The organism is Microbacterium sp. MAH-37, from assembly GCF_009758255.1.
Taxonomy (GTDB): Bacteria; Actinomycetota; Actinomycetes; order Actinomycetales; family Microbacteriaceae; genus Microbacterium.
In genome coordinates this window covers 607742-625063 of the sequence record NZ_WSEN01000010.1, presented here as the reverse complement: position 1 = coordinate 625063, position 17322 = coordinate 607742, and the positions used below count along the sequence as shown (strand labels likewise).

General features: G+C 70.1%; 17 protein-coding genes. 6 read left to right on the top strand and 11 right to left on the bottom strand.

Going from position 1 to position 17322, the window contains the following annotated elements:
- Positions 1-6: 6 nt before the first annotated feature.
- Complete coding sequence (locus GON06_RS17105) at positions 7-1275, top strand: sensor histidine kinase (protein WP_332837668.1); 1269 nt, start codon at positions 7-9, stop codon at positions 1273-1275.
- Complete coding sequence (locus GON06_RS17100) at positions 1272-1925, top strand: response regulator (protein ID WP_157313501.1); 654 nt, start codon at positions 1272-1274, stop codon at positions 1923-1925. Before GON06_RS17105 ends, GON06_RS17100 begins: the two co-directional genes overlap by 4 nt.
- Positions 1926-2031: 106 nt before the next feature.
- On the opposite strand, the gene GON06_RS17095 is transcribed toward GON06_RS17100, so the two are convergent.
- The 6 genes from GON06_RS17095 to GON06_RS17070 form a co-directional block, all read right to left on the bottom strand.
- The gene (locus GON06_RS17095; RefSeq protein WP_157313500.1) at positions 2032-2517 is read right to left on the bottom strand and encodes a DUF1269 domain-containing protein; all 486 of its coding nucleotides are present in this window, start codon (positions 2515-2517) and stop codon (positions 2032-2034) included.
- 36 nt (positions 2518-2553) lie between these two features.
- On the bottom strand, positions 2554-3807 hold the full coding sequence (locus GON06_RS17090; RefSeq protein ID WP_157313499.1) for a sensor histidine kinase: 1254 nt from the start codon (positions 3805-3807) through the stop codon (positions 2554-2556).
- Complete coding sequence (locus GON06_RS17085; RefSeq protein ID WP_332837667.1) at positions 3800-4504, bottom strand: response regulator transcription factor; 705 nt, start codon at positions 4502-4504, stop codon at positions 3800-3802. The genes GON06_RS17090 and GON06_RS17085 overlap by 8 nt, the downstream gene beginning before the upstream one ends.
- Before the next feature lie 71 nt (positions 4505-4575).
- Positions 4576-6396, bottom strand: a complete 1821-nt coding sequence (locus tag GON06_RS17080) for an Ig-like domain-containing protein (RefSeq protein ID WP_157313498.1) — start codon at positions 6394-6396, stop codon at positions 4576-4578.
- Positions 6397-6439: 43 nt separating this feature from the next.
- Positions 6440-7003 (bottom strand): signal peptidase I, encoded by a 564-nt coding sequence (locus tag GON06_RS17075; protein WP_157313497.1) that lies wholly within the window; start codon positions 7001-7003, stop codon positions 6440-6442.
- Positions 7004-7060: 57 nt separating this feature from the next.
- Complete coding sequence (locus GON06_RS17070; protein WP_157313496.1) at positions 7061-7624, bottom strand: TasA family protein; 564 nt, start codon at positions 7622-7624, stop codon at positions 7061-7063.
- Between the two features lie 155 nt (positions 7625-7779).
- Between GON06_RS17070 and dcd the strand changes: the two genes are divergently transcribed.
- The gene (dcd, locus tag GON06_RS17065) at positions 7780-8385 is read left to right on the top strand and encodes a dCTP deaminase (RefSeq protein WP_332837666.1); all 606 of its coding nucleotides are present in this window, start codon (positions 7780-7782) and stop codon (positions 8383-8385) included.
- A 263-nt stretch (positions 8386-8648) separates the two neighbouring features.
- Here the strand turns inward: dcd and GON06_RS17060 are convergent, their stop codons facing one another.
- The gene (locus tag GON06_RS17060) at positions 8649-9254 is read right to left on the bottom strand and encodes a MarR family winged helix-turn-helix transcriptional regulator (RefSeq protein WP_157313495.1); all 606 of its coding nucleotides are present in this window, start codon (positions 9252-9254) and stop codon (positions 8649-8651) included.
- An 87-nt stretch (positions 9255-9341) separates the two neighbouring features.
- On the opposite strand from GON06_RS17060, the gene GON06_RS18570 reads away from it, so the two are divergent.
- Both GON06_RS18570 and GON06_RS17050 read left to right on the top strand, forming a co-directional pair.
- Positions 9342-9884, top strand: a complete 543-nt coding sequence (locus GON06_RS18570; RefSeq protein WP_198346746.1) for a MarR family winged helix-turn-helix transcriptional regulator — start codon at positions 9342-9344, stop codon at positions 9882-9884.
- A gap of 207 nt (positions 9885-10091) precedes the next feature.
- Positions 10092-11300: an MFS transporter gene (locus GON06_RS17050; protein WP_157313494.1), complete on the top strand. Its 1209-nt coding sequence runs from the start codon at positions 10092-10094 to the stop codon at positions 11298-11300.
- An 88-nt stretch (positions 11301-11388) separates the two neighbouring features.
- Here the strand turns inward: GON06_RS17050 and GON06_RS17045 are convergent, their stop codons facing one another.
- The 4 genes from GON06_RS17045 to GON06_RS17030 form a co-directional block, all read right to left on the bottom strand.
- Positions 11389-12276 (bottom strand): helix-turn-helix transcriptional regulator, encoded by an 888-nt coding sequence (locus GON06_RS17045; protein WP_232528521.1) that lies wholly within the window; start codon positions 12274-12276, stop codon positions 11389-11391.
- A 61-nt stretch (positions 12277-12337) separates the two neighbouring features.
- Positions 12338-13768: an MFS transporter gene (locus GON06_RS17040; protein WP_157313492.1), complete on the bottom strand. Its 1431-nt coding sequence runs from the start codon at positions 13766-13768 to the stop codon at positions 12338-12340.
- Between the two features lie 65 nt (positions 13769-13833).
- Complete coding sequence (locus GON06_RS17035; protein ID WP_232528520.1) at positions 13834-16005, bottom strand: vWA domain-containing protein; 2172 nt, start codon at positions 16003-16005, stop codon at positions 13834-13836.
- A 144-nt stretch (positions 16006-16149) separates the two neighbouring features.
- Positions 16150-16707, bottom strand: a complete 558-nt coding sequence (locus GON06_RS17030) for a hypothetical protein (protein ID WP_157313491.1) — start codon at positions 16705-16707, stop codon at positions 16150-16152.
- Between the two features lie 143 nt (positions 16708-16850).
- On the opposite strand from GON06_RS17030, the gene GON06_RS17025 reads away from it, so the two are divergent.
- Positions 16851-17318, top strand: a complete 468-nt coding sequence (locus GON06_RS17025) for a DUF3817 domain-containing protein (RefSeq protein ID WP_332837663.1) — start codon at positions 16851-16853, stop codon at positions 17316-17318.
- Positions 17319-17322: the final 4 nt, after the last annotated feature.

Sequence of the window (17322 nt, the reverse complement as noted above, 5' to 3'; positions counted from 1 at the left end):
GGCCGCGTGCCGAAGCCACAAGCATCGCAGGTCGCCGTCCCCCAGGACGGCGACCTGCGTCTTCCGCGCCCTCCCGGTGTGATCCGGCGCTTCTGGGCCCGGCATCCGCTCTTCGCCGACATCCTCATCGCGCTGTTCTGCTTGCTCCCGGCGCTCGCGCAGGCGGCCACCTACGGATCGACTTCGTCGATCGACGGCAATCAAGTGACTGCGGCCGTGGCGTGGACTCCGGCGGTGTTCGCGATGATCGCCACCTGCGTGCTGTTGGTGTGGCGGCGCCGCTGGCCGATGGCCGTGTTCATCGCATCGATCGTGGTGGCTGCGCTCTACATGCTGCTCACCGAGCCGGTCGCCTCGTTCCTGATCGCGGTCACCGCGTACACGCTCGCCGTGTACCGCTCGGCGCGAGCATGCTGGACGGCGCTCGGCATCGGGATCGGCGCGCTCACGCTGCTCGCCGTGCTGCTCTCGCTGACCGGCGCGATCACGTGGGCCACCTCGATCAACGCCGTTCTCGGCGAGGTCGTGCTCGGCCTGATCGGGGCGCTCATCGGCGTGAACGTCGGCAACCGCAAGCGCTACATCGAGGCGGTGCTCGCCCGATCGCGGCAGCTCTACATCGAGCGCGACCAGCATGCGCAGCTCGCGGCGGCGGCCGAGCGCGAGCGCATCGCCCGCGAGATGCACGACATCGTCTCGCACTCGCTCACCGTCGTGGTGGCACTCTCGGAGGGGGCCGCCGCGACCGGCGATCCGGACCGCGCGAGGGACGCCTCGCTCGCGGCCGCGCACACGGCTCGCAGTGCCCTCGCGGAGATGCGCTCGATGCTCGGCGTACTGCGTGCCGGCGATGCGCCGCTGGAGCCGGCGGCGCCGATCGACCCGGCCGAGCCCGTGGCCGCTGCGCGCAGCGCCGGGTTCACCGTCTCGCTGGTCACCAAGGGTTCCCCCGAACTGCCGCCCGCCGTCGCCTTCGCAGTCGGCCGCATCGTGCAGGAGGGCCTGACCAACGCCATGCGGCATGCGCCGAAGACGACCGCCATCGAGGTGAGGATCGACTACGCCGCAGACCCGCTGATGATCGAGATCGTCAACGACGGGGCGACGACCGGCACGGATGATCCCGGCTTCGGGTTGCGCGGACTCGCCGAACGCGCCGCGCACCTGGGCGGGTCGTTCCGCTCCGGTGCCGTCGGCGGGGGACGATGGGTGCTGCGCGCGGAACTGCCGCGCCCCTCGGCGAGCTCAGCGACCCAGGCGGAGGATGCCTCATGACCGACCCCATCCGCGTGCTGCTCGTCGACGATCAGGCACTCATCCGCGTCGGCTTCCGCATGGTGCTCGAGGCGGAGGACGACATCGAGATCGTCGGCGAGGCCGGCGACGGCGCCGTCGCCGTGCGGCAGGCCGCCGCGCTCGCGCCCGACGTCGTCCTGATGGACGTGCGGATGCCAGGCACGGACGGCATCGCGGCCACCGAGAGCATCGTGCGCGAGCATCCCGGCATCCGAGTACTGGTGCTGACCACCTTCGACCTGGACGAGTACGCCTTCGGCGCCATCCGCGCCGGCGCGAGCGGCTTCCTGCTCAAGGACGCCCAGCGCCAGGAACTGGTCGCGGCCGTGCGCGCGGTGGCCCGCGGCGACGCGGTGCTGGCGCCGCGCGCCACGCGTGCCTTCCTCGATCAGCTGTCCGCGCAGCCGGCTCCGACGGCGTCCGGCCCGGACCCGACCGCAGAGCTGACCGAGCGCGAACGGGAGGTGTTCCTCGCGATCGCGCAGGGTCTCACCAACACCGAGATCGCGGAGCAGCTCTACCTGAGCGAGTCGACCGTGAAGACGCACGTCGGCCGAGTTCTCGCCAAGCTCGAAGCGCGCGACCGCATCCAGGCGGTCATCATCGCGCACCGGTGCGGGCTGGTCTGACGCCTGAGAGCGTTTCGTCTCGCTCCTTCGTCGCGGATCCTGAGCGAGCGAAGCGAGACGAAGGGCGCTCAACGACCGAGACGAAACGCCCTCATCTGTGGCGTCGTCAGCCCTCGAACGCGCTGCGGACTGTGTCCTCGTCGACCGAGACGAGGTTGCTCGCGATGAGCGTGCCGTTCAGACCGTGGAAGCGCTCGGCGAGGCGGTCGCGGTCCGTCTCGGTGTTGACGACGAAGAGCGCGGAGGTGCCGGGGACGACCTCCTTGCCGATGCGGTCGAGCTGCTCCTTGCTGATCCCGGCGTCGTCCATCTTCTTCACGAGCAGACCGATCGCTGCGCCCGCCGCAGCGCCGATCAACGGCAGGAAGAACAGCACGCCGGCAAGGGCGCCGAGCAGCGCTCCCCAGCCCGTGGCGCGCCAGTCGTCACGGTGCTCGTACTTGATCTTGGGCCGGTCCTCGCCGGGAGCCCACTCGACGACCGCGTAGTCCTCGATCTTGATCAGACCCTCCTCCGCGGCCTCGCGCAGGATCCCGGTCGCCGTCTCGGCACCCTCGAGGGTCTCGAACTTCCAGGCGGTGAATGTCGTCATTGATGTCTCCTCGGGAAACGGTTGCTGTCGCGACCATCATGGCACTGACGGCGGCTGCGATGCAGCGGGCGACGGCAGTATCAGCGAGAACGTCGTCGTCGCATCGCCCTCGAGCAGCAGGTGGCCGCCGAGCGACTCGGCGAGTTCCGCGGACAGCGCCAGGCCGATGCCCTCGCCCGAGGTGGCGCTGCGCTGCTCCGGTCGGCGCTGGAACACGGAGTTGCCCTTCGGGCGCGGGCCCTCATCCGCCACCTGCACGGTGACGTACTCCGCGCGCCGGGTTCCGCTGATCGTGATGTCGCCCCGTCCGTGCACGAGCGCGTTGTGCAGCAGCACGTCGAGGATCTGCGAGGCCGCGGCGGGTACGGCGCCGAGCGACGGCCCGACTCCCGAGAGACGGATGCTGCGCCCCGCGTCGCGCGCCGGCGCGCTCCAGCGCTCGACCGCCGCCGCGATCGTCACATCGAGCGGTGAGCTCGTCCCTGTGCCTGGCACATCACCGCGCGCCATCTCGAGCAGCTGGGCGATCGCGTCGGCGAGCCGGTCGATCTCCTTCACCGCATGGTCGAGCTGCTCACGCACCGCCGGCGGCGTCTGCGGCCACAGCGACAGATCCTCGAGCTCGAGCCGCACCGCGGTGATCGGGGTGCGCAGCTGGTGCGAGGCGTTCGCGGCGAACTCGTGCTCTCGCCGGATCCGGGTCTCCAGCGTCGCGGCGCTCTCGCGCAGCGCGGCATCGATGGCGCGCGCCTCCGGGATCTTGAGGTCCTCGGGTTCCGGCCCCGCCTGCCCACTGCCGATCGCCTTCGCGGTCTCGGCGAGCTGCACGAACGGGCGAGACATCCGCCGCGCGAGCAGCACGGCCGCCGCCGCCGCCACCACGATGGTGAGCAGCCCGAGCCAGATCACGGGCTGCAGGGCGTTCTGCACGCGCGAGTCGATCAGCGCGTCCGAGCGTGCGAATGTGACCTCGCCGCCGCCGGGCACCTCGACGGTCGCGCTGATGTCGTCGGAGTGCGCCGGGATGCCGGCATCCAGCACCGTTCCATCCGCGGCGGCGTACGAGATCCGCTCCTGCTCCTGCAGGAGGGGCTCGAGAAACTCCGCCGTCACCGGTCCGGTGCGTTCGTGTTCGGCGATCAGCGCCGAGAACAGGTCGGTCGCGCGCTGCACGCGCTGTGTCTCCGTGGCGTGCACCAGGTCGGGGATCATGAGGGCGCGGGGCACGCCGTACAGCGCGACGATCCCCACGGCGAGGGCTATGAAGACGATGACCAGACGGTCACGCATCCGCCGTCCCCTCGTCGAGCCGGAACCCGACGCCGCGCAGAGTGGTTATGCGCACCTGCGCTCCGGCCTCGTCGAGCTTCTGCCGCAGCCGGGCCATGGTCACGTCGAGGGTCTTCGTGGAGCCGAACCAGTTCTCGTCCCACACCTCGTCCATGAGGTGCTCGCGGGTGACCACGGCACCGCGCCGTGCGTCGAGCTGGGCGAGCAGGTCGAACTCCTTGGTGCTCAGCGGAAGCTCGTGCTCACCGGCGAGCGCACGGCGGGCCGAGACGTCCACGGTCAGGGGCGACCCGGCATCCGCCGGGATGCGCACGGCGGATGCCGGCACGGCAGCGCCTGTGCGGCGCAGCAGCGCCCGCAGCCGGGCGAGCAGCTCGGCGAGCGCGAACGGCTTGGCGATGTAGTCGTCGGCGCCCACGTCGAGGCCGACCACGCGATCGAGCTCACCGTCGCGGGCGGTGAGGATCACGATGCCACCGCTGAAGTCCTGCTCGCGCAGTCGTCGGCAGACGTCGAGCCCGTCCATGTCGGGCAGCCCGAGATCCAGCAGGATCAGGTCGACGTCCGAACCGGCTCGTTCGAGGGCGGCAGCGCCCTCGGCGACCCGCTCGACCTCGTACCCCTCCCGGTCGAGGGTCCGCAGCAGGGGGAGTGCGATGCCGTCGTCGTCCTCCACGACCAGGATGCGTCGTCCCACGAGGTCGAGGCTATCGTCATCCCCGGGAAATGGGATACCAGATCCGGGTTCCGGCATGTCGGCGGTGGTCATCAGAACTCCCTGTCCAGGGGGCCGGTCTCGGTGACCGGGGCGATCGAGCAGCGGGTGCCGGCGAGGTCGGTGGCCGCCGCGGACGGCGACCAGGTCATGTTCGCGGCGACGGTCGCGGTGCGCAGCGTTCCGCTGCCGGCGTTCACCGTTCCGAGCGTGATCCGGACGACGGTCACGGATGCTCCGCCGACGGTCTCCGTGGTCGCGGTCATCGTCGCGGGGAACGTCGCGGTCTTGTTCGTCTTGATGTAGTCACCGCGGAGGTTGACCGATCCGAGGCCGACGGAGGCGCTGCCCACGAGCACGTCGATCGTGTCGCCGGAACCTCCGGTGCCGAGCAGGCCTCCGTCGCGCAGCCGCACGGTGACGGGGAGCGCGGAGCCGTTCCAGCCGGTGGCGATGCTGCCGGTGGACATCTGCTTGCTGTAGGTGAGAGTGACGGTGTCACCGGCATCCGCTCGTCCTGCCACCGCACCGCCGCCTGCGGTCTGCACGTCGAGTCCGCGCACCGGCGTGTTGTCGACGCGGCGACCGGTGACGACGACCGAGACGGTCTGCCTGCCTGTCCCGTCGACCAGGACGGACCGCAGATCGTAGATCCCGTCCGGCACGACCGACGTGTCCCAGACGCACGCGATCGCATCCTGGGGCACGGTGCACGCGGTGCTCCACGACGAGGTGCCGCTCACCGCGTACTGAACCGTGACAGAGGTGATCCCGGCCGTGGAGGCGGCGCTTGTGGTGAGGGCGGCGCCACCGGAGAGATACGTCCCCGGGTCGTCCAGCGAGATCGAAGAGATGGTGTTGTCGATCGTGCGGGTGATCACCGCCGAGGTCGCCGTATTGCCTGCGGCATCCGTCGCGACCGCGCGCAGCCCGTAGCTGCCGCCGGCGAGTCCGGTGGTCTTGAAACGGCACGAGTAGGGGGCAACGGTCGCGGTGCAGATCGTGGTCCATGCCGAGCCGCCGCCGAGCGCGTACTGCAGCGCGACGGATGCCACGCCGGAGTCGGCATCCGATGCGGATGCCGTGATCGTGACGGTCCCGCTGAGCGGGGAGCCGGGGTCGAGCATGCTCACCGCCGGCGCGGTGTTGTCCACCAGTACGTCGGTGAGGACAGGAGAGATGGCGGTGGTGAGGGTCTGTGTGGCGACCGCGCGCAGGTCGTAGAAGCCGTTCGCGAGGCCTGCAGTGTTCCAATTGCAGCCGTAGGGCGGCGTGAGCAGGTTCAGGCAGAGCGAGCGCCAGTTGCCGCTGCCGGCGACGGCGTACTCGATGCGCACGGTGTAGACCCCGAGGCCGGCATTCTGCAGCGTGGCGCTCAGCGCGACGGTGCCGCGCACGACGTCGCCAGGGTCGGAGAGCGTGACGCCGAAGTTGTTGCTCACGGTGACGCGCACGGACGCCGAGGTGGCGGAGTAGCCGGCGTTGTCGATGGCCACTGCGCGCACGTCGTAGCCGCCGTCGGGCACGGCGGAGGTGTTCCACGTGCAGCTGTACGGCGCCGCGGTCGCCGTGCACAGCGGCGTCCAGGTGTCCGCACCGGCGGCCTGCACCGAGAGTGCGACGCTCTTCACGCCGGTCTCTCCGTCGGCGGCGACGGCGCTCAGGGTCACGGCGCCCTTGAGGGCAGTGCTCGGGGCCTGCACGCTGACGGTCGGCGGTGTCCAGTCCGCAGCCGCCGACGCGGTGCTCGGAGCGTTCGTGCTCGACGAGGAGTACGCGGCGGTGGAGAACTGCGGGCCGTTGAGGGCGGAGAACGCGATGAGCACGATCGCGAGCACGGCGAGTGCCGCCGTCCTCAGGGTCGTGCCGCTCATCGTGGGTCCTTCCGGTTCATCTCCGACGCTACGGATGCGAGGGTTACAGCTGGGCAACAGGGGCTGCTCGGCCCGGCCACAGTCGCAGCCCGCGCAGCAGATCCCGCAGATAGAGGAGGGCGATCAGCGCGGCGGGGACGCCGATCGCCAGCATCCGGATGCCGGGCGCTGAGAGGGCGATGAACACCCATCCCACAGCGGGGATCCAGCCCTCGACACGCGGCTGCTGAGCGGCGGCGAGTGTGAACGTCCACGGGTCGGCGCTCTCGTTGGCGTCGCCCTTGGTGCGGAATACGCGACCCCCGGCGGCATCGGACTGCTCGGTGGTCTCGACGATGCGGTGCGTCACCAGTTCGGTGACGCCGGAGTCCTCCGGCGGAAGGTACGTGATCACGTCTCCCACCCGCAGATCGCTGACCGGCACCTGACGCTCGAGGACGAGCGTTCCCCTCTCGAAGGTGCCGGACATCGATCCGCCCGTGATCACGTACCGGTCCATGCCGAGCAGTCCAGGAACGAGCATGAGCGCCACGAGCCCCGTGATGATGACGGCTGTGATCGTCACCAGGGTCGTGGCGATCGTGCGGGTCATCCTCGTGGCGCTCATGCTCGTTCCTTCTCCGGCCCTCGGGCGGCCGGTTTGTTCAGTGAATCGGAGGGAGACTCACTGCTCGGTGGTGGTCGCGGCGGCCTGCGTCGCGTTCCACGAGTAGGTGGCCGTCGCGCTCTTGCCCTGCTCGGCGTTGGTCGCCGACTGGGCGAGCGTGAGGCTGAAGGTGTAGTCGTGGCTCTCGCCCGCGGCGAAGGTGCCGAGATCGAGCGGGCCGGCGGAGGTCAGGTCGCCGAAGGTGCCGGTCCAGACCGGAGTGGCGGAGCCCGCCCTGGTGATGACCAGGCCGAGGTTCGACTTCGTGGTGAAGCCGTTGGCGGCGTCCTCGGTGAGGGCGAACTTCGCGGGCAGGCTGCCGGAGTTGGTGATGGTCACCTTTCCGTTCAGCGTGTCGCCGGGCTTCAGGTTCGAGGCGTTGAAGATCGCGCTGCCGGCCTTGGAGTTGGTCTGGGTGAGCGTGCCGGTGCTGTAGGCGTTGGCAGTGTTGACCGAGTTCGAGATGAAGTCGGCGCCCGACCCGACCGCGACGGCGGCGGCGACCAGCAGGCCGGCGAGCGGCACGATCAGCCGCTTGCGCGACGGGGTGGTGGTGGGCGTCTCAGCGATGTTGTCGTTCATGGGTGGCATCCGTTCTGGAAGGGGGAAAGCTCTTGAGAACGAAGCTATTGAGGCGCCGTCAACGGGCGCCCCACAGCGGGGCAACACTCGGGCCAGCGTTCGGCCACACGCTCCTGCCCGGGTAACAGCACGGTGACGGCCGGTACGCTGAACTCGTGCTTCTCAGCGATCGCGACATCAGGGCAGAACTGGCATCCGAGCGCGTCGGGCTCGATCCGCTTGATCTCGGGATGGTGCAGCCGTCGAGCATCGACGTGCGGCTGGACCGCTACTTCCGGCTGTTCGACAACCACAAGTACCCCTTCATCGATCCCGCCGAGGACCAGCCGGAGCTGACCCGGCTGATCGAGGTCGAGCCGGATGAGCCGTTCGTGCTGCACCCCGGGGAGTTCGCACTCGGTGCGACGTTCGAGCAGGTCACGCTGCCCGACGACATCGCCGCGCGACTGGAGGGTAAGTCCTCGCTGGGACGACTCGGACTCATCACGCACTCGACGGCGGGCTTCATCGACCCCGGCTTCACGGGGCACGTGACTCTCGAACTGGCGAACGTGGCGACGCTGCCGATCAAGCTGTGGCCCGGCATGAAGATCGGACAGCTGTGCTTCTTCCGGCTGTCGTCGCCTGCGGAGAACCCCTACGGCTCCGGTGCCTACGGCAACCACTACCAGGGGCAGCGCGGGCCGACGGCATCCCGCTCGTTCCAGAACTTCCACCGCACCGACGTCGGCGTGACCGACGCGGGGGCGACGGGGAACTGACGCGCGGTCCTGGCCGCCGGGCGCCGCTGCCAGCCCACCGAGGGATGTGTTTCGGTGGTACGGGCTCCGGGAAGCCGCGAAAGGCATCTCTACGTGTCGGCGCCGGAGTGGTCGCGCGGACCCCATGCGGGCGAGGGATGGGTTTCGGTGGTACGGGCTCCGGGAAGCCGCGAAACGCATCCCTGAGGGTGGCGGAGCACCGATGCGAAGAGGGCCTCGATCACCGAAGTGATCGAGGCCCTCTCGTCTGAGCGCGTCACGGCTCAGTGGGTGTGGATGTGGATGTGCTGCACCTGCGGGGCGTGACCCCGGTGTGCGCGGCCGGGACCCCAGTGGCCGTGTCCGCGGTGGCCGCCCTCGAACGGGGCGCCCTCGGACATCCGGCGCTCGTAGTGACCGTGACCGTGGCCGCGGCCGTGCGGGCCGAAGCGGTGCTCGCCGTGTCCGCCGTGACGGTGATCGCGGTGACCACGGTGGCGCCGGGGGAGCGGCTTGCCCTCCTCGTAGCCGAAGGCGCGGGCGATGTTCTCGAGCGAGGCCGTCATGACGGCGTAGTCCTCGGGAGTGACGACGTCGGAGACCTGCGCGCGGATGCCGTCGACGACGGCGCCCAGGCGCTCCTTGGCGGCGCGACCGGAGTCGGTGAGCTGCCAGGTGCCGTCGGTGCGCGTGATCCAGCCGCGCTCGGCGAGGCGGCGGATCTTCGGGGTGTGCGGGTCGCCGCCCTCGGCGACGAGGTTCAGCAGCCGCCAGTCGCGGCGGGTGAGTCCCTCGGTCTCGAAGGCGGTGGCGAAGCGATCGGCCATCAGACGGTCGATCGCGGTGATCCAGAAGCCGAACGGGCGGGTGTTGTTATCTGAGCTGTTCATGGGAAGTCCTTTACTTGTCATATTGCATGTATATGCAGTGTGACATGCAATGTGGGTGCATGTCAAGTCACATGTAAAATCAGATGCATGAGCAGCCCGCCGAAGGATCCCGCAGACCTGATCGCCGACGCGCTCTCCCGGCTGCGCGGACGCGGTCCGTCGCGGGCGCACGACGGGCACGGCCGAGAGGGCCACGGCGGTCCGCATGGACACGGCAACGGGATGCACGGACACCCTGGGCCGCACTCCGGAGGTCCCTGGGGGCGCCACGGCGGCTGGGGCGGACCCGGCATGCGCGACTTCCCGGCCCGGCTGCGGATGCTGGAGGCGCTCGCCGCGGCATCCGCTCCGCTGGGCGTGAGCGACCTGGCCGAGGCGATCGGCGTCGACCAGCCGCGTGCGTCGCGGCTGGTGCAGCAGGGCGTCGAGAACGGGTGGGTGCGGCGCGAGGCCGACCCCGACGATGCGCGCCGCACGCGGATCGTGTTGACCGACGACGGACGGCGGATGCTCGGGGGCGTCCGCGGGCAGCGCCGCGATCGGCTCGACAAGGCGCTCGCCGCGCTGAGTGAGGATGAACGCGCCGAGCTCGCGCGGCTGCTGGGGAAGCTCGCCGACAACTGGGAGTGACCGCTCGGCCGCGTCGACGGCCGGATGTCGGAAATCGCAGACGGGATGCCGTGTGGGCGGCGTGTCGATCTGGGGCGCGCCGAGCGTGAAGCATCCGGTCTGTGGATTCCGACCGCGGGCGCCTCGACGCCGGAGCCCCGGACGATCGGTCGGATGGTCCGGACGCACGGTCGGGCGCGCATCCCGGCATGGCGGCAAGCTGGAACCATGACCACGACCGCCCCCGTCCCCGTGACGACCGCCCCCGCTCCGCCGCGCCTGCGCTACGGCGCGCTGCTCACGATGACCGCGATGAGCTTCCTGCTCGTCACCGCGGAGTTCCTGCCGGGCGGCGTGCTCACCGAGATCGCCACGGACATCGGCGTGAGCACAGGCCAGGCCGGCCTGATGGTCGCCGTCACGGCGCTCGCCGGGCTGATCGTCGCGCCGACGATCGGACTGATGTTCCCTCGGCTGGACCGTCGCGCGCTGCTGGTGTGGATGGCGGTCGCGGCCACCGTCTCGAACGCGATCGTCGCGATCGCCCCGAACCTGCCGCTGCTGCTGATCGGCCGCGTACTGCTCGGCGGGGCGCTGTCGGGGTTCTGGGCGATGTCGATCACCGTCGCCGCGAAGATCGCCGGGCCGGATCGACTGGGCAAGGCCGTGATGTTCACGACAGCCGGAGGATCGCTGGCGACCGTCGCGGGCGTGCCGGTCGGCGTCATGCTCAGCGGCGTCGTCGGCTGGCAGGGAGTCTTCGGACTCGCTGCGGTCGCCACCGCGCTGCTGGCTGTGGCGCTGCGGGTGCTGCTGCCGCAGGTGCCGTCCGAGGGATCCTCGTCGCTGAAGACGCTCGTGGGCACGCTGCGCCTGCCCGGGATCGGCCTCGGGTTCGTCGGCCACATCCTCGTCGTGCTGGGGCACTTCCTCGCGTACACCTACATCCGCGTCGCGCTGGAGAGGGTGCAGGATGCCGGGCATCCGATCGATGCCGGTCTGATCATCGCCCTGCTGGCGGCGTTCGGCGTCGGTGGCCTCGCGGGCAACTTCCTGATCGGGCTGATCGTCGACAGGAGCTATGCGGTGCTCGCCGTCGTCACTCCGGTCGTGGTCGCCGCGAGCGTGATCGTGCTGATCGCGGCATCCGGTTCGCCGGTGCTCGTCGGCGTCGCATCGTTCGTGTGGGGATTCTTCTTCGCATCCTGGCTGCTGATCGTGAACACCTGGGTGGGCAAGCGGATGCCGGATCGGCTGGAGGCCGGCGGCAGCATCTCGGTGGTCGGCTTCCAGGCGGCGATCATGATCGCCGCGGCGGTCGGCGGGCTGCTCGTCGACGGACTGGGGATCGTGCCGGTGTACTTCGTGGGCGCGGCCAGCCTGGTCACCGGTGCGGTGCTGTTCGGACTCTCGGACCGGGTGGCGGCGCGGGGGTAACGCCGCCCGGGCTGGGGGGAACGCGCCGGCCCGGTACGCGAGCGACGCTCGTTGCGTACCGGGCCGGCGGGGACCTGCGGGTCGGTGTTCAGGCCCCGAGAGGGAGCCGGCGTTGGGCGCGCCAGGCCGAAGGAGTGTCACCGACATGGCGGCGGAACGCGCGGCTGAACCCCTCATCCGAGGCGTAGCCGAGCTCGCGCGACACCGCGCTCACGCCGAGTCCGCGCGAGAGCAGGTCCTGCGCGGAGCGCATCCGCACCGAGGTGACGTAGCCGGCGGGCGACTGGCCGTAGGTCGCACGGAACCGCTCGGCGAAGACCGAGCGCGACATCGCGCCGATGCCCGCGAGCGTCTCGACGGTCCAGTCCCGGCCGGGCTCGGCGTTGATCGCGTCGACGACGCGGTCGAGGAACGGATCGGATGCCGCGGACGGCCACCCCGCGGGCGCGCAGCCGTTCGCCACCCAGGCGCGGATCACCGAGGCGAGCACCGTCTTCGCCATCATCCGGCAGATCGGGCCGTCACCACTGCGCTCCGGGGCGGGTGCCTCGGCGGGGTCGACACCCATGACCTGTGCGAGTGCGGCAGCCGCAGGCTCGAGGGCGTCGAAGCCGGTGATCCACGCCAGGTCGGGCAGCAACGCAGAGATGTGCGCAGCCTCATCGGCGAGGGCCAGCTCGGAGATCAGGACGGATGCCGATCCGTGAGTGACCAGCGTCGTCGTCCGCTGTCCGCTGACGAGCAGCATGTCTCCGGTGCCGATGCTCCGGTCGGGCAGGCCGGTGGACCGGATCTGCAGGTCGCCGGCGAGCACGTAGGCGAAGGCCAGGGCGTCGGGGGCGAGGACGAGCGTGTCGTCGTCGAGCCGATGCCGGCGCTGTCTGCGAATGCGCACGTCGACGGCGTCGAGCAGCGTCTCGAGCGCTGCTGACGAGTCGTCGGCGCCCTGGCCGTCGTCCGCGCGCGGTGGCGTCATCGCGATCAGGCTCATGAAGGGGCGAACCGTCCGCCCGCGGCGGGTATTCCGACGAAGCGCCTCAGACCCTGACGTTCGTCGGGAAGCGTACGAACATCAGCAGCACCAGTCCGATCAGCAGGACCAGCCCGATGCCGAGCACGCCGTAGACGATGCCCCCGAACCAGGCGAGGAACAGCGACCAGGCCAGCGGCGACAGGAACGAGGCGACGCGACCGGTCGTGGCGTACAGGCCGAAGATCTCGCCCTGCTGATCCGGAGGGGTGAGCCGCGTGAGCAGGCTGCGGCTGGCCGCCTGCGCCGGCCCGACGAAGGCGCACAGCAACAGGCCGCAGATCCAGAAAACGATGGTGCCGAGGTCGCGCAGGGCGAATACCACGAACGCCATCGCGACGAGCCCGATGAGGGTGATCATGATCAGCCGTCGCGGGCCGATCGCATCGTCCACGCGTCCGGCCAGCAGCGTCGAGACACCGGCGACGAGGTTCGCGGCGAGGCCGAACACGATCACCTCGAGGAAGGAGAAGCCGAAGCCCTGCGCCGCCAGCACGGCGCCGAACGCGAAGACACCGGCCAGACCGTCGCGGTAGACGGCCGCGGCGAGCATGAACCAGAACGTCGGCCGGTTGGTGCGGAACAGGTTCGCGATGTTGTGCCCCAGCACGACGTAGGAGCGGAAGAACCCGACCTTCGGCGACGTGCCGTACGCGGGCGACTCCGGCACGTTGCGGAACATGGGGATCGAGAACACCAGCGTCCACACGGCGCAGATCACCGCGACGAGCTTGAACGAGAGCGGGTCGTCCTGGCCGACCAGGAAGAGCACCGGGATGCACAGGATCAGCGCGACGACGCCGCCGACGTACCCGAGGCCCCAGCCGAGACCCGAGATGCGGCCGACGTTCTTGGGCGTGGAGACCTCGGACAGCATCGCGTAGTAGCTCACGTTGCCGATCTCGCCGATGACCGCGGCGATCGCGACCGCGAGGGCGCCGAACCAGAAGAACTTCGGGTCGGCCTCGACGAAGAACAGCGAGAACTGCACCAGGGCGATCGCGATCGTCGCGCCCATCACCCACTTCTTCTTGCTGCCGCGCGCGTCGGCCTGCTGGCCGAGCACCGGGGCGAGAAGCAGGATCAGGATGCCGGCGGCGAAGTTCGCCCAGCCCCACCACTCCGACAGGTCGGTCAGCCCCTGGCAGTATGCGGAGCCCATGTTGGCGGTGTCGTTGCAGCTCAGATACGAGCCGTCCGGCAGCAGGCCGGATTCGCGCACGTCCGGCTCGAGGAACATCCGGCTCGTCAGATACAGGGCGATCCAGACGAAGGTCAGGATGACGGTGTTGAAGGGCTGCATCGCCCAGTCCCACATCGCCCAGGAGAGCACTCGCTTGCGGGGGATCGGCGTCTCGTCGCCGTCGTCCGCGAACGTGGCCCCGAACGCCGCGAGGGCACCGGTGTTGGCGGTGGGCGGCGGAACGTCAGCGGTCATGGGCGTCACGCTACCGGATGCCGGTGACCAGCGTGCGAACAGCTCTCGTCACCGGCATCCGCCCGTCAGAAGCTGGTGACGAGGTCGCCGAGCACCTCTTTGAGCTGCGTCGGATCGGTCGCGTCGTAGTAGTGCGCACCCGTCGCTCCCGAGATGTCCTTCAGAGCCTGCACGTCGGCATCCTTGCCGTAGGCGAGCGTGAAGATCAGCACCGGGGTGTTGTCATGATGCAGGCCCTCGAGCGTCGACAGCATCTGCGCGGCGGTGGTGGTGTCGTGGTTCGTGTCGTTCTCGCCGTCGCTGAGCAGCACGATCGCGTTGATGTGATCGTTCGCCCACGACGCGGCCTGCTTCTTCGCGAACGTGTCGACCGCCTCGTACAGCGGCGTGTCACCCATCGAGGTGATGCTGTTCAGCCGGCTGACGAAGTTCTTCCCGGTCTGCCGGATGTCGGCGACCGGCGTCAACTGGCCGGGCACCAGCTTGCCGTCCGGATCCTGCGCGAATGCGGCAAGGCCCACGTCATCGCCTTCGGTGAAGTGGTCGAGCGCGGCGCTCACCGCCTTCTTCGCCAGGGTGAGCCGGGTGTCGGTCGCCGTCACCGGTTCGTCCATCGAGCCGGAGACGTCGAGCAGGAACAGCACGTTCGCCCGCTTGCGGACCTCGGGGAAGGCCTTCTGCGCGGCGAGCAGCACGTCGGCGCTGGTGGACAGCTGCGTCGTGGCGCCCTTCTTGTCGAGCTGGGCGATCTGCGCGACGTGGTCGTCGAGTTCGCGGTTCAGGTCGCGGTACCCCGCCTCGCGCACCACGGTCTGGCCCTCCTGCGTGCCGGAGAAGCGGATGAAGTCGGCCGCGGCAGCCTGCTGCTTCGCGTCGACCCAGTCGCCGGTGAGCGGAATCGCGGGGTTGTCGGCAGAGTATGCGCCGTCGGCCGGGTAGATGGGCACCAGCGGATCGACCGGGGGCTGGCCGACGGAGCGGGTGACGCCGTCGCGGCTGGTGATGCCTCGGTTGTAGTCCCAGATCGACTTCTCGTCGACGATGACGGCAGAGAGGTAGTCCGCTGAGGAGCCCTTCGCCTCGGCCTGTCGCGCGTGCCAGAGGAAGTGCTCCGGCGTGGCCATGTAGTGGCTGGTCGCGAGCTCCTGGTCGTGCACCTTGCGGCGCACCGTCGGGTCGGCGATGTCCGCTGTGGTCACCTCGCCCACGTCGTCGGCGGCCACGCCGTACGACGCGAGCATCGCTGCTGCGCCTGAGGTCGCCACCAGCGGGCTGGTCTTGCCCAGCTTGAACGTGCCCCAGTCCGGGTGCCCGGCGTCGGCCCAGACGTCGGGGTCGCCGGCGGCGGTGAAGATCTCCGCCCAGGTCGGGGCCTTGTCGGACCATCCGATCGCGTCGGCCAGGGAGTGCGGCATGGCGGGGACCACGTCGGAGAACGCGACCAGGGTGCGCTCGCCGACGGGCGCCGCGTCTCCGGCATCCGCCAGCCACATCGAAGAGTCCGGCAGCCACACGGTGGGTCGCTGGTCGGCGGCGAACCGCGAGAACGAGTCGGCGGCGTCCTCGGCGGCTGTGCCGGACTTCGACTTCGACGTCGTGACCGTCACGCACGAGCCGTCGACGTCACGGGGCTGCTCGTTGTACGCATTCGCGAGGTTCTCCACCATCTCGGCGTTCTCGAAAGACGACAGCACGCGCACCGAGGTGCATGGTCCTGCACCGGCGGCTGCCGCGGGAGTGTCCTTCGGGAACTCGATCGGTGCGGGCTCCTTGGCGACCGCCGCGGGCGGGGCCGCGGCCTCGGCGTCCCTGTCCGACATGGACGAGGCGATGCCGGCGGTCACCGCAGCCAGCGAACCCAGCAGCACGGTGATAACCGCCACCATCGCGATGAGCACCGTGCGGCGGCGCTTCGGTGGGGGCGCGTCCGCGGCATCGGCCGGGGGAGTGGTCCCGTCGCCCGCGCCGCCGTCCACCTGCAGCAGCGGTCGGGTGGGGACGCCGGATGCCGGCCGGGTGCGCAGGCCGGATGCCGGCTCCTCCGCCTCGGACGTGCGGGCCGCAGCGCCGACCGCTGCCGAGCGCGGCAGAGGGCCGGATGCCGGCACCTGCGGACGCGGACGGGGTCGCAGCTGCGGCTCGTGCGTGATCGGCTTCGCAGGCACGACGGCGTCACCTGTCGCCGGGTCGAACTCGATGTGCGTCGAGCGGCGCGGCGGAAGGGGGGTTTCGGGCATGGCGAGAGAATTCCGGTCGGGGGATCGGGCTCACGACCCACTGCAGCCTTCGGGTGATGGCGAGGGGCGGTCGGCTTGATTATAGGGCGGCGCGCGGGCGGGAAAACAGGTCTGACGAGGGCGAATCTGGTATACCTGCGCGGGTCATGCGCCGGAGGTGTTCAGCATGCCGATGATCACCGCCGTCCACCACGCGATCTGCGACGTGGCGGCGCTGCTCAGGCACCACAGCTTCAGGCGGGTCGGCGTGGCCGCGAAGCGGGTGTCCGGCGGCAGCCGGTGCAGCGTGTCGGTGAGCCTGCCCAGCGCTACGCCGTTCATGGCGGCGACGAACACGGCGATCATCTTCACCACGGTGAGCGGGGCGTCGAGGGCGGGCTGCAGGAACGCGCCAGTGAACAGCAGGCCGGCGATGCCGGCCCACGCCAGCGGGGTGACGGACCGCTCGAACACCCACAGGTCGCTGAGCTGCTGGGCCCCGGTCACCCAGCGCACCGCCTTCACATCGAGCATCACGGTCGCGCCGAGTCCGGCGATCACGGATGCCAGGTGCGTGAACAGCATCGGAAGATGCATCCACGGCGCGGGCTGGATCTGCGTGCTGATCCAGAGCGAGGTGAACATGCCGAGCGAGACTGCCCAGTAGCCGAGGGCACGGCGATGTCGGGCGAGCGATCGTCGCTCGCTGAGGGCGATGCTCACAGGCGACGCGTCTCCTCGGGTATGGAGTGGTGCGTGCGCACCCGCGCTGATTCTATTGCCGCATCGATCGAAAGATCGATGCCCTGGAGAGGTTTTTGGTAACGATCCTGCCTAACCTGGAGGTACCCGACCATAGGAGACCTGTGTTCACCACCCCCGCGCGCCTGTTCCGAGTGCTCGCGATCGCCGAGGCGATCACCTGGACCCTCTTGATCAGTGCCCTGATCGCCCGCGCTGTGGGCGCCCCGCCGGTGCTGGTCACCGTCGCCGGCGGCATCCACGGATTCGTGTTCCTCTCTTATGGGGCGACCGCCGTGCTGCTCGCCTTCCACCAGCGTTGGCACGCCGGCGTCGCGGTCACCGCAATCGCGAGCGCGATCGTGCCCTACGCGACCATCCCCGCCGAGATCTGGCTGCACCGCACCGGCCGGCTCGCCGGCGAGTGGCGCCTGACCGAGACCGACGACCCGCGCGACCGCACCTGGTACGACCGCACCATGCGCTGGTTCCTGCACCGGCCGTGGGTGCTGGCGGTGCTGATCCTGGTGCTGGTCGTCGCGATCTTCGCGGTGCTGCTGATGGTGGGGCCGCCGCAGCTGCCCGGGAAGTGAGGAC

Coding starts and splice junctions, on each gene's coding strand:
- GON06_RS17100 (WP_157313501.1), top strand. CDS start 1,272: ATGACCGACCCCATCCGCGTGCTGCTCGTCGACGATCAGGCACTCATC.
- GON06_RS17095 (WP_157313500.1), bottom strand. CDS start 2,517: ATGACGACATTCACCGCCTGGAAGTTCGAGACCCTCGAGGGTGCCGAG.
- GON06_RS17090 (WP_157313499.1), bottom strand. CDS start 3,807: ATGCGTGACCGTCTGGTCATCGTCTTCATAGCCCTCGCCGTGGGGATC.
- GON06_RS17080 (WP_157313498.1), bottom strand. CDS start 6,396: ATGAGCGGCACGACCCTGAGGACGGCGGCACTCGCCGTGCTCGCGATC.
- GON06_RS17075 (WP_157313497.1), bottom strand. CDS start 7,003: ATGAGCGCCACGAGGATGACCCGCACGATCGCCACGACCCTGGTGACG.
- GON06_RS17070 (WP_157313496.1), bottom strand. CDS start 7,624: ATGAACGACAACATCGCTGAGACGCCCACCACCACCCCGTCGCGCAAG.
- GON06_RS17060 (WP_157313495.1), bottom strand. CDS start 9,254: ATGAACAGCTCAGATAACAACACCCGCCCGTTCGGCTTCTGGATCACC.
- GON06_RS18570 (WP_198346746.1), top strand. CDS start 9,342: ATGAGCAGCCCGCCGAAGGATCCCGCAGACCTGATCGCCGACGCGCTC.
- GON06_RS17050 (WP_157313494.1), top strand. CDS start 10,092: ATGACCACGACCGCCCCCGTCCCCGTGACGACCGCCCCCGCTCCGCCG.
- GON06_RS17045 (WP_232528521.1), bottom strand. CDS start 12,276: ATGACGCCACCGCGCGCGGACGACGGCCAGGGCGCCGACGACTCGTCA.
- GON06_RS17040 (WP_157313492.1), bottom strand. CDS start 13,768: ATGACCGCTGACGTTCCGCCGCCCACCGCCAACACCGGTGCCCTCGCG.
- GON06_RS17035 (WP_232528520.1), bottom strand. CDS start 16,005: ATGCCCGAAACCCCCCTTCCGCCGCGCCGCTCGACGCACATCGAGTTC.